The organism is Staphylococcus sp. NRL 16/872, from assembly GCF_022815905.2.
GTDB lineage: Bacteria > Bacillota > Bacilli > Staphylococcales > Staphylococcaceae > Staphylococcus.
This window is the reverse complement of sequence record NZ_CP119327.1, coordinates 2,216,652-2,227,938: the sequence shown is the minus strand read 5'-3', so window position 1 is coordinate 2,227,938 and position 11,287 is coordinate 2,216,652. Positions and strand designations below refer to the sequence as shown.

Annotated in this window: 12 protein-coding genes; 9 read left to right on the top strand and 3 right to left on the bottom strand. The window is 36.6% G+C overall.

Features of this window, described 5'->3' with window-relative positions; all coding sequences use genetic code 11:
* Positions 1-63 precede the first annotated feature (63 nt).
* On the top strand, positions 64-1,368 hold the full coding sequence (locus MT340_RS11155; protein ID WP_243590020.1) for an MFS transporter: 1,305 nt from the start codon (positions 64-66) through the stop codon (positions 1,366-1,368).
* Positions 1,369-1,497: 129 nt separating this feature from the next.
* Here the strand turns inward: MT340_RS11155 and folE2 are convergent, their stop codons facing one another.
* Genes folE2 through MT340_RS11140 form a run of 3 tightly spaced genes read right to left on the bottom strand, consistent with a single transcriptional unit; the run spans position 1,498 to position 3,428 of the window.
* Positions 1,498-2,376 (bottom strand): GTP cyclohydrolase FolE2, encoded by an 879-nt coding sequence (gene folE2, locus MT340_RS11150; RefSeq protein WP_243590019.1) that lies wholly within the window; start codon positions 2,374-2,376, stop codon positions 1,498-1,500.
* A 13-nt stretch (positions 2,377-2,389) separates the two neighbouring features.
* Entirely contained in the window at positions 2,390-3,055 is a 666-nt protein-coding gene (bshB2, locus tag MT340_RS11145) for a bacillithiol biosynthesis deacetylase BshB2 (RefSeq protein ID WP_243590018.1), read from the bottom strand.
* A gap of 13 nt (positions 3,056-3,068) precedes the next feature.
* A complete protein-coding gene (locus MT340_RS11140) occupies positions 3,069-3,428 on the bottom strand; it encodes a DUF1806 family protein (RefSeq protein ID WP_279390497.1) in 360 nt (119 codons plus the stop codon).
* Positions 3,429-3,705: 277 nt separating this feature from the next.
* Here MT340_RS11140 and hxlA point away from each other — a divergent pair, with 277 nt between their 5' ends.
* The 8 genes from hxlA to MT340_RS11100 all read left to right on the top strand — a co-directional run bounded on the left by hxlA (position 3,706) and on the right by MT340_RS11100 (position 10,446).
* Positions 3,706-4,338: a 3-hexulose-6-phosphate synthase gene (gene hxlA, locus MT340_RS11135; protein ID WP_243590016.1), complete on the top strand. Its 633-nt coding sequence runs from the start codon at positions 3,706-3,708 to the stop codon at positions 4,336-4,338.
* 1 nt (position 4,339) lies between these two features.
* The gene (gene hxlB, locus MT340_RS11130) at positions 4,340-4,888 is read left to right on the top strand and encodes a 6-phospho-3-hexuloisomerase (RefSeq protein ID WP_243590272.1); all 549 of its coding nucleotides are present in this window, start codon (positions 4,340-4,342) and stop codon (positions 4,886-4,888) included.
* Between the two features lie 103 nt (positions 4,889-4,991).
* Positions 4,992-5,636, top strand: a complete 645-nt coding sequence (locus tag MT340_RS11125; protein ID WP_243590015.1) for an HAD family hydrolase — start codon at positions 4,992-4,994, stop codon at positions 5,634-5,636.
* Between the two features lie 84 nt (positions 5,637-5,720).
* On the top strand, positions 5,721-7,106 hold the full coding sequence (locus MT340_RS11120) for an AMP-binding protein (RefSeq protein ID WP_243590014.1): 1,386 nt from the start codon (positions 5,721-5,723) through the stop codon (positions 7,104-7,106).
* Positions 7,103-8,248 (top strand): thiolase family protein, encoded by a 1,146-nt coding sequence (locus MT340_RS11115; protein WP_243590013.1) that lies wholly within the window; start codon positions 7,103-7,105, stop codon positions 8,246-8,248. Before MT340_RS11120 ends, MT340_RS11115 begins: the two co-directional genes overlap by 4 nt.
* Positions 8,217-8,585, top strand: a complete 369-nt coding sequence (locus MT340_RS11110) for a protein VraC (RefSeq protein WP_243590012.1) — start codon at positions 8,217-8,219, stop codon at positions 8,583-8,585. The genes MT340_RS11115 and MT340_RS11110 overlap by 32 nt, the downstream gene beginning before the upstream one ends.
* Positions 8,586-8,846, top strand: a complete 261-nt coding sequence (locus MT340_RS11105) for a hypothetical protein (protein WP_243590011.1) — start codon at positions 8,586-8,588, stop codon at positions 8,844-8,846.
* A gap of 193 nt (positions 8,847-9,039) precedes the next feature.
* Positions 9,040-10,446, top strand: a complete 1,407-nt coding sequence (locus MT340_RS11100) for an MFS transporter (RefSeq protein ID WP_243590010.1) — start codon at positions 9,040-9,042, stop codon at positions 10,444-10,446.
* The last annotated feature ends 841 nt before the right edge of the window (positions 10,447-11,287 follow it).

Below are 11,287 nucleotides of genomic sequence, written 5' to 3'. Positions count from 1 at the left end.
CTTACATGAAGTGTGCTAAACTTAAATAGTAAAGTAACTTATAGACAAAGGGTGGGGATTTAAATGAAGAAATATCGTTACTTTATTATTACAATGATTATTGTGATGACAATGATCAATTATATCGACAGAGGGGCTATTTCCTATGCACAGAAAGATATCATCAGTGAATATGGCTTTGATACGATCGCATGGGGCAAGATTTTAGGATGTTTTGGTTATGGTTACATGTTTGGTTCATTAATCGGGGGATTAACAGCAGATAAAAAAGGTCCTAAATTTGTTTGGATTATTGCTGGGACTGCATGGTCTATTGCCGAAATGGCAATGGCTTTTGCCGGCGAGATAGGTATGGCGTTATTTGGTGGTTCAGCGATTATTGGTTTCGGTCTATTACGTGTATTATTTGGCGTAGCAGAAGGTCCAGTCTTTTCAATTATTAGTAAAACCAATGCGAACTGGGCCGCACCAAAAGAACGTGGTTTATTATCTGCATTAGGATTAATTGGCGTACCACTGGGCGCTTTAATTACAGCACCTATTGTTTCTGGTTTCCTTACAGTAGCAAGTTGGAGATTGTTATTTATTATTTTAGGGGCACTAGGATTAGTATGGGTAGTCATTTGGGCTTTCGTGTTTACAGATTATCCTGAAGATAATAAACGTGTTTCACAAGAGGAACTTGAAGAAATTCGTGCCACTGATGATAGTTTAAATGTTGAGAAGACAGTTAACACTGAAAATAATAAAAATGAAAAATGGTATCATTTCTTTAAAAGTCCTACATTAGTAGGTAATATGTTTGGTTATTTTGGTTTCCAATATGTAAACTTTTTAATACTAACTTGGACGCCTAAATATTTACAGGATGAGTATCATTTTGAAATTCATTCGTTATGGTATTTAGGCATGGTGCCATGGATAGGTGCTTGTTTTACAATCTATTTTGGCGGTCATATCTCAGACTGGCTTCGTAAAAAAACGGGTAGTCTACGTATAGCACGTTCATACTTTGCGATAGTAGGTATGATTTGTGCGGCGATTTGTTTCTTAATCATTCCATTTACACATAGTATTGTAGCTATCATGATATTAATGATGATAGGGAATGCATTTATTTTCTTACCAAACGGCGTCTACTGGTCTGTTATTATTGATACGGCTCCTAGTAAAACGGGTACATATGGTGGTATTACTCATTTCTTCGTTAATACAGCAACAGTCATTGCACCGACATTAACAGGATATTTAGTAGCAAGTTACGGTTACTCTTCTATGTTTATCTCAGCAGTAGTCGCGTCGCTAATCAGTATTGTGGCGATGTGTTTCGTTAAACCTGGTGAAAAGCGAATGATGAAACATAATTAAGCTAAAGCTACGGTAAATCGACCTAACTATAATCTAATAAAGTTTATTTCATTATAGAAATTCACAAATATTAAAAAGCAGTTGTCTCACGAAAGTAAGTAAGAGACAACTGCTTTATTTTTGAAATAATTATTTGCGATATTTTAATTTAGCGAATGCATCGTGTTGATGAATAGATTCTTCATTACGACATTCAATGTCAAAGCCGTCAATCCAGTCAAATTCTACTAAATCTGCAGCGATTAAGCGGATTAAGTCTTCAACGAAACGTGGATTTTCATAAGCACGTTCAGTGACACGTTTTTCATCTGGACGTTTTAAAATAGGGTACAAGATTGAGCTTGCATTAGCTTCCATCGCATCCAAGATTTTTTCTTTATAGTCATCAACCACATTATTATCTTTGTCTAAGTACACTTTCACAGTGACAACGCCACGTTGGTTGTGAGCAGAATATTCACTGATTTCTTTAGAACAAGGACATAGCGTAGTAACTGTGGCTTCAATTGTAATTTCTTTGCGAGTCACTTTATCTTTGTCGATTGCTAAACCGTACGTCACATCGGCATTTGCTACTGCTTTAATGTTTGTAACTGGGCTAAAACGATCAAAGAACCATTTGCCAGTTACATCTACACCAGCTGAATTTTGTTTCATATTGCCTTGTAAAGTACGTAATACTTGATAAAGTGTATCGAAATTAAGCTCTAATCCGTTTGAATAATGTTTTTCAACACTTTCCAAAATACGGCTCATGTTAATTCCTTTTTCATCTTGATTTAGACTTGTTGAAAAGCTAAATTTTCCTGCCGTTTGGTAACGATCAATGTTAACAGGATAAATTAAATTTTTAATACCTACTTCTTCTATTTCGAATAAAAAGTTTTTATGCGTACTTTGTAAGTCCGTCATTTCGTTTTTTGTTGTAGGTTTTGTTCCTTCTACTGGATCTACTGAGCCAAAGTGCTTCCAGCGACCTTCGCGTGTAGATAAATCAAATTCAGTCATCATTTACCTCCCCTTAAGATTCAAAATGATATGTCCAATATGGCTCCACATCTAAGAAACTTTGCGTTTCTCCGTCTACTTCTGGACTTGCTAATTGCTTTAAAAATGGACCAGTTTGTGAAGCATGTGCTTCGAAAGCTTTCAATTTAAGCTCTCTATATTGGCTAATATCGTTTAATATATCTGGTTCACCTAACTTTTCAGGTGCATCATTGCTAAATGCAACGAGTTGTAAGCGTGGACGTTCTTCTTTCGGCATACGACCTACCGTTCTTACTACAGCTTCTGCTGTTGCTTCGTGATCTGGATGCACGGCAAACTTCGGATAAAAAGAAATAATTACAGAAGGATTCGTTTCTTCAATTAAATTCTTTACCATATCATCCATTTGCTCATGCGGTTCGAATTCTACGGTTTTATCACGTAATCCCATCTTGCGTAAATCAGTGATACCAATTACTTTCGTGGCTTCTTCTAATTCACGTTCGCGAATATTGGGTAATGATTCTCTTGTTGCAAAAGGGGGATTCCCTAAGTTACGTCCCATTTGCCCCAAAGTTAAGCAAGCATAAGTTACTGGTACGCCATTCTCGATATAGTTTGCAATGGTGCCTGCCGATGAGAAGGTCTCATCATCAGGATGTGGGAATATCATTAATACGTGTCTTTCATCTTTCATGAATAAGCCTCCTCTATATTGTAAATGGCTTTTCACTAATTTCGAGTGTAGCCGCCAATTGTCCTTCGTAGTTAAACCCTGCAATTAAAAATTCATCGTTGTCGTTAATTTCATAATGTGTTAATCCTTGAACATAAACCCAACCGCCATCACGTAGCTTTAACCCAACACGATAAGGGTCTTTGTCTCCGCCTTTAAGTTGTGCATGTTCATAAGTAACTTGTATATTTCTTAAAAATGTCCCCGCATTAAAGACACGTTGATCGAAATGGTTTGCATACGCACCATTAGTCGTTTCAACGTGTAGGAATACTGGTTTATTTTCAAATGATGTTAATAGTCGTTGTACTGCTTCAGCATTAATGAGTTCCAACACTTTCACTCCTTGCAACCATACAATGTGTTTATCTATTTATTTTACTAAAAAGATAGGAGTAATTGTATATCTCTGCTCAATTTATTTATAAAAAGTTGTATTAATTCTTTATTTAAGTTTAATTACAATATTAATTTTCCGAAAAGAAGAAAATAAACGTTTAAAAATATTCTATCGTTTAAAAAAATAACAGACGGGTAAACATTTAAATGTGAAAGATAAAAAACACGAACTAAAGTGAATGAAATACTTTAGTAATGAAAGGATGTTTGCATTGGAATTACAATTAGCAATCGATTTATTAAATAAAGAAGAAGCAGCAGAATTAGCTAAAAAAGTAGAGGAATATGTAGATATCGTAGAAATTGGTACACCAATCGTTATCAATGAAGGTTTACCAGCAGTTCAACATTTAAATGAAAATATTAATAATGCAAAAGTATTAGCTGACCTTAAAATCATGGATGCAGCAGACTATGAAGTGAGCCAAGCAGTTAAATTTGGCGCTGACGTTGTAACAATCTTAGGTGTAGCAGAAGATGCTTCAATCAAAGCTGCAGTTGAAGAAGCACATAAACACGATAAACAATTATTAGTAGACTTAATCGCTGTACAAGATTTAGAACAACGTGCTAAAGAAGTTGACGAAATGGGTGCTGACTATATTGCAGTTCATACTGGTTATGACTTACAAGCTGAAGGTCAATCTCCATTAGATAGTTTACGTAAAGTGAAATCAGTAATTAAGAACTCTAAAGTAGCGGTAGCTGGTGGTATCAAACCAGATACAATTAAAGACATTGTTGCTGAAGAGCCAGATTTAGTTATTGTTGGTGGCGGTATCGCGAATGCAGATGACCCTGTAGAAGCGGCTAAACAATGTCGTGCAGCGATTGAAGGTAAGTAATATGTCTCAATTTACAAATTATAATCTTATCCTTGAAGAATTAGAACGTACATTATCACATGTGCAAGATGAGCAATACGACCGTTTTGCGAATGATGTGAATGGCGCACAACGTATCTTTACAGCAGGTAAAGGTCGTTCAGGGTTTATGGCAAATAGTTTTGCGATGCGTCTTAACCAATTAGGTAAAGAAGCATTCGTAGTAGGTGAGTCAACAACACCTTCTATACAAGAACATGATTTATTTGTAATATTATCTGGTTCAGGTTCTACAGAGCATTTACGTTTATTAGCTGATAAAGCGAAATCAGTAGGAGCAAAAGTGGTGTTATTAACAACAAAACCGGAATCTCCTATTGGTGAATTAGCTGAAACTGTAATTGAACTTCCTGCTGGTACGAAACATGATGCCGAAGGTTCAGCACAACCATTAGGCAGTTTATTTGAACAATCTTCTTTATTGTTCTTAGACAGTGTTGTACTAGGTTTAATGGATACGTTTAATATAGATGAAGAAACAATGCAACAAAATCATGCGAACTTAGAATAAATAATTGGAGTTTTATCCAGTCAGTCTTATTTAAGATTGACTGGAATTTTTTTATGTATGACAATTAAAAGAAATTAATGATTGATATTGAGGTGAATAACATTTGAAATATGAGAACTATATTTTTGACTTTGATGGTACGTTAGGGGATTCGAAAGAATGTAGTATTGTAGCAACACAACAAGCTTTTAAAACATTCGGGCTTAATATACCTACGGAACAAGATATTACATACTATATGGGTATTCCTATTGAGGTTTCATTTTTGAAAATGAGTCAACGTACTTTAAGTGAGCAAGAAGTAGAACAGCTATTAACGTTATTTAGACAAAAATACAAAGTGTATGAAACGGATTATTTAAAACCATTTGAATATATATCAGAAGTGATTAGATTATTAAGTGAAGCAAATAAGAAACTATTTGTCGTCTCTAGCAAGAAAACAGAGGTACTGATACGTAATTTAGAAAGTATAGGACTCTATCAGTATATCACTGAAGCTATAGGTTCTGACAAAGTGAAAGCTTATAAACCTAATCCAGATGGCATTCTATCGATATTGAATAAGTACAATTTAAGACCAGACAAAGCGGTATATATCGGTGATGCTATCTTTGACATTCAAATGGCGAAAGCAGCACGTATCGATTCGATAGCTGTAACATGGGGCTCTCATAGTAAAGAAGCATTATCAAATGAACAACCCAATTATGTGATTGAAGAGCCTATAGAACTAACGCGTATATGAAGAAAGCACGGATAATAGATGTATCGTCACATAATAAATGTTAACATTATATATTATAAAGTTGACATTAAGAGAAGGTGCCATATGCTAGAAATTTTAAAGAACATTCAATACTATACAAACGAACAGCCAAACGCTATTGCACTGCAATTTGATGATGAGGTCTTAACTTATGAGAATTTGCATCGCGAGATTAGTAAAGCCCAATCGCACTTTCCTGAATTACAAGTAGGATCTCGAGTGGGTTTATTAAGTGATGAACCGATGATTAATATGGTTTATTATTTTGCGATACACATGATAGGCGGAGTACCATGTTTTTTAGATACAAATTGGTCAACGACTTTAATTAATGAACTTATCGATACATATCATATTGAATATTTACTAGAAGCAGACGGCGAAATAACAATCACTAAGACACATGCGACGAATGTGCATTATATCGATGAACAGTCTCAAGTTAAAGACTTGTTACATATTGGTTTCACGTCAGGGACGACAGGACTTCCTAAGGCATATTATCGTAACGAACCATCGTGGCTTGCCTCTTATATTGAAAATGAAAAGCTATTACATCACGACGAATCTATCTTCATTGCACCGGGTCCACTGGCACATTCGTTGTCATTGTACACTTGCATTTATGCTTTGTGGTCAGGAAGAACATTTATCGGGCAACAACACTTTGATGCGCAACAATTAATGCAACATATCCAACAACAAACACAATCGATAGCGTTGTTTCTCGTTCCAACAATGTTGTCGCAACTCGTTCATATACCAAGTGAAACGAAGATGCTTACATCTATACTAAGTAGTGGAGCTAAACTTTCACCTCAATTATTTCAAGATGTTACTACTACATTTCCACAAGCGAATATCATAGAGTTCTTTGGTACTTCTGAAGCGAGTTTTATTAGTTATAACTTTAATCAAACGGCCCCAACAGACTCAGTTGGCCAACTGTTCCCTAATGTAACGTATCAATTAGAAGAACAAGATAGTGATCAAATCGGCCTCTTGCATGTTAAAAGCAATATGACGTTTTCTGGTTATGTGAACTGTAAAGTGATTCAACCACAAAGTTGGATAGAGACAGGCGATTACGCCTATGTAAAAGATCAAAACCTTTATTTAGTCAGTCGTAAAAGTGAACGACTTATTATAGGAGGTAAGAATGTTTACCCGACTGCCGTTGAACAACATGTGAAGCAATTGGATGGCATTGATGAAGCGGTGATGATTGGGGAACCGCATACACGCTTTGGTGAAATTGCAGTGCTTATTTATATGGGGCATCGCGAACTTGATTATTTAAGTTTACGACGCTATTTATTACAAACACTGTCGCGATATGAAGTGCCTTCAAAACTTGTGAAAGTAAGTACGATGCCTTTTACCAATAGTGGCAAAGTGGCGCGTGGCACATTGCGAGAGCTTTATTTAAAGGGGGAGCTAGAAATATGAAAGAAGCGGTCATAGTATGGGCTAAAAGGACACCGTTTGGTAAGTACGGTGGGACGCTCAAACATTTAGAACCTGAGCAGTTATTGTTACCCCTTTTTCAAAAAATAAAAAATGAATTTCCTGAAATTGTGGAGCAAATAGATGATGTAATATTAGGAAATGTTGTGGGTAATGGTGGTAATATTGCGCGTAAGGCGTTGTTGGAAGCGAACTTGTCTATTGAGATACCGGGTGTAACGGTGGATCGGCAGTGTGGTTCTGGGTTGGAAAGTATTATTTATGCGTGTCGGATGGTGCAGTGTGGTGCGGGGCGTGTGTATGTGGCAGGTGGCGTCGAGAGTACGAGTCGGGCGCCGTGGAAGATTAAGCGTCCGCAGTCAGTTTATGAGACGCAATTGCCTCAATTCTATGAGCGTGCGTCGTTTGCGCCAGAAGGTCAGGATCCGAGCATGATTGAAGCGGCTGAGAATGTGGCGAAGCACTATCGTGTGTCGCGAGTGGACCAAGATGCGTTTGCGGTTCGCAGTCATCGGTTAACGGCGAAGCACTTTGATAATGGCGATATTCAGCGTGAGATTGTGCCGTTAAGGGTGAAAGGACAATGGTTTGAGCGAGACGAGAGTATCAAGTCGACCTTAACGGAAGCGCGTTTAAATCGCTTACGTCCTTTATTGGATAATGGAACAGTGACGGCGGGTAATAGTTGCATGAAGAATGATGGTGCAGGTCTCGTGCTTGTCATGGAGAAAGAGTTGGCAATAGGATATGGCTTCATGCAAGGATTAAAAATTAAAGATGCAGTAACGACAGGGGTGGATCCAACGCTGTTAGGCATTGGGCCAGTTCCTGCGGTGAAACGTTTATTGGAGCAACAGACGTTACAAATTGAGGATATAGATGTGGTGGAATTGAATGAGGCATTTAGTTCTCAGGTGCTAGCTTCAATAAATGAGTTGCATCTGGATACAACGCGCGTGAATCAATGGGGTGGCGCCATCGCCTCGGGTCATCCTTATGGTGCTAGTGGAGCAGCGTTAGTCGCACGTTTGTTTAATTTACCTGCGTGGCGATTAGGCATAGCAACGATGGGTATTGGAGGAGGTATGGGCAATGCAATTCTCTTTGAAAAGTGGCACCAGTGAAGCGCGTCATGTAGCTTTTCATGAAGAAGACGTGCAACGTTATTGTGATTTGATTGGCAGCGTCTATGATGCCACTGTGCCACCATTGATGTGTGCAAAACTGTGGCCAGAATTTGATTTGTTTCAACCTTTTAAGGGTAAAAAGATTATGTTAAAACGTACCCGAGTAAATCAATATGAAAAGTTGGTCTGTGGCATACAATATTCTGTATATTTAACGCATAAACGCACTAATAAGGTAAAGCAATTTGACCAATATATTTTTGAATTGAAAATAAATAAAAATAATAAAACCTGTATGATTATTGAACAAACGTTCATAGAGGAGAGAAATTAAATGAAGTTCAGTCAAGCACAAGTCGACCAGTATTTGGCTATTGTTAATGATCAAAATCCTCTTCATCATATGATAGTTCCTGGACAATTCGTAGTAGATTATATATTGAATATGTATAAAATTGAGTGGCAAAGTTATAAAGTAAAATATCTCCAAATGATTAGTGTTAATGAGGTTGTGAGTGTTTCTAGGAAGTGTGAAAATGAAATTATGGTTTGTTCTGAAGAAAATGGGGTAAAACTAGTTATAATTAAGAATTGATAAAAAAATTAATTTTTAATTATGACTTTTTTTATTTTAATATTTAATTTGAAAGCGTATTCGTTTAATTATCTTTAAATTCTGTCAATTGAATAAAATTGAATTTTGCTATTTAAATTAATTTTAATAAGTTTGACAACATGCATTAGTTCTGTATAATTATGTAACATAAATAGAAAAAGTGTTACAGGTCATGAACTTTAAGAAAGATAAAATTAACATGGTCGATGCTCAGACGGCGAAGAAAACAGTGTTTGCTACGGGTATCGGAAATGCCATGGAGTGGTTCGACTTTGGTGTGTACGCTTATACGACAGCATATATCGGAGCGAATTTCTTTTCACCAGTTCAGAACCCTCAAATTCAACAAATATTTACTTTTGCTGCACTGGCCATTGCGTTCTTACTTAGACCAATTGGTGGTATAGTATTTGGTATTATAGGGGACAAATTCGGACGTAAAGTTGTATTAACAACGACAATTATCTTAATGGCCTTATCAACATTGACAATCGGTATTTTACCGAACTACGACATGATTGGCTTATGGGCACCCGCGCTCTTGTTACTCGCTAGGGTATTACAAGGTTTCTCTACTGGTGGGGAATATGCAGGTGCAATGACATATATCGCAGAAATTTCACCAGATAAAAAACGTAATAGTTTAGGTAGTGGTCTTGAAATTGGTACACTATCAGGTTACATTGCAGCCTCAATTATGATTGCATTATTAAGTTTCTTCTTAACAGATGCACAAATGCAAGCTTGGGGTTGGAGAATTCCATTTATTCTAGGTTTATTCCTTGGTTTATTTGGTCTTTATTTACGTCGTAAACTTGAAGAATCTCCAGTTTATGAAAATGATGTTCAAACACCAGAACGTGATAATGTTGGTATCTTTACTATTTTACGTTATCACTTTAAAGACATCTTAGTATGTTTTGTAGCTGTAGTATTCTTTAATGTAACGAACTATACAGTAACTGCTTATTTACCAACATATTTAGGACAAATCGTTAAGGTTGATCAAACAACGACGAGTGTTTTAATTACATGTGTCATGGCGATTATGATTCCATTAGCATTGTTCTTTGGTAAAACGGCAGATAAAATCGGTGAGAAGAAAGTATTCTTAATCGGTACAGGTGGTCTTACTTTATTAAGTATTGTGGCATTTAGTTTATTAAATACTAAAGCATTACCACTTATTATTGTAGGTGTACTTATTTTAGGTTTCTTCTTATCAACATACGAAGCAACTATGCCTGGTTCATTACCAACAATGTTCTTTACTCATATTAGATATCGTACATTAGCGGTAACATTTAACGTGTCTGTATCATTATTCGGTGGTACAACACCATTAGTTAACTCTTGGTTAGTAGAATCAACTGGCAATGTTTACGCGCCAGCATACTACTTAACTGCAATTAGTATCATTGGCTTTATTGTGATTGCTTTATTCCATACTAGTACAGCAGGTAAATCACTTAAAGGTTCTTACCCTAATGTTGATAGTAAAAAAGATCTGCATTACTTTGAAGAACATCCTAAAAAAGCATTATGGTGGATTAAAGAAAAGAAAAATAGAAAAGCATAATATGATAGATAAACGCATTGGTGAGATAACCTCATCAATGCGTTTTTTATTTAGGGGAAAATTAGAGAGGTTCTAAGATAGATGTTCACTCACTTAAGTTGCTTCGCGTTCCAGGGGGGTGCCGTCTCAGCCTCGGTCTTCTAAAGAAATTCTTAGATGAATATTTACTCATTCTGTTGTGATGCTTGCCTAGGGGCTGGGTCGAGCCGTGGTCTTGTAAAGTAGTTCTTAGGTAGATATTCACTTGTTTAAGTTGTTACGCTTTCCGGTGGGAAAGGCTCAAGCCTGTAGTCTTGTAAAGCAGTTCTTAAATGGATTGACATTACACTTAAGTTGAGACGCTTGCCTAGGGGGCTGGGTCGAGGCCTTGGTCTCGACACTCATCCTGCTCCCTCAGGCGTCGCTCAACTACGCTCCATCATCCATTTTAGAACTACTTACCTACGTGCCTCAGCACTTAGGTTCATTAATAATTAGCATAGGAGTCTTCACAACTACACTTCGTAATCTACCTTAGAACTACTTACGCAAGTGTTAGAACACTTACGTTCCTCCCCCAGCTTGCTTTGTTTGTAGACTTTCTATGCGAAAGTCTTTGTGTTGGGGCCCCGCACTCAACTACGTTTCGTTATCTATCTTAGAATATCTTACGGAAATGAACTCGCAGTTGCATTCAATATGAAAAAACTCCAAGAGTCGCAACAACACTCGTAGTTCATCTCTAGAATTTCTTGCCTAAGTGCTAAAGCACTTAGGTTCATTAATTTACTTTATTATTTTTGACATTTTGACTATTTTAAAAAGTTTTAGCGTAAATTTGTATAAACAAAAATATAGCGTC

Excerpts from the sequence above, each read along its gene's own strand:
- MT340_RS11155 (WP_243590020.1), top strand. The coding sequence starts at position 64 with ATGAAGAAATATCGTTACTTTATTATTACAATGATTATTGTGATGACA.
- folE2 (WP_243590019.1), bottom strand. The coding sequence starts at position 2,376 with ATGACTGAATTTGATTTATCTACACGCGAAGGTCGCTGGAAGCACTTT.
- bshB2 (WP_243590018.1), bottom strand. The coding sequence starts at position 3,055 with ATGAAAGATGAAAGACACGTATTAATGATATTCCCACATCCTGATGAT.
- hxlB (WP_243590272.1), top strand. The coding sequence starts at position 4,340 with ATGTCTCAATTTACAAATTATAATCTTATCCTTGAAGAATTAGAACGT.
- MT340_RS11120 (WP_243590014.1), top strand. The coding sequence starts at position 5,721 with ATGCTAGAAATTTTAAAGAACATTCAATACTATACAAACGAACAGCCA.
- MT340_RS11115 (WP_243590013.1), top strand. The coding sequence starts at position 7,103 with ATGAAAGAAGCGGTCATAGTATGGGCTAAAAGGACACCGTTTGGTAAG.
- MT340_RS11110 (WP_243590012.1), top strand. The coding sequence starts at position 8,217 with ATGCAATTCTCTTTGAAAAGTGGCACCAGTGAAGCGCGTCATGTAGCT.
- MT340_RS11105 (WP_243590011.1), top strand. The coding sequence starts at position 8,586 with ATGAAGTTCAGTCAAGCACAAGTCGACCAGTATTTGGCTATTGTTAAT.
- MT340_RS11100 (WP_243590010.1), top strand. The coding sequence starts at position 9,040 with ATGAACTTTAAGAAAGATAAAATTAACATGGTCGATGCTCAGACGGCG.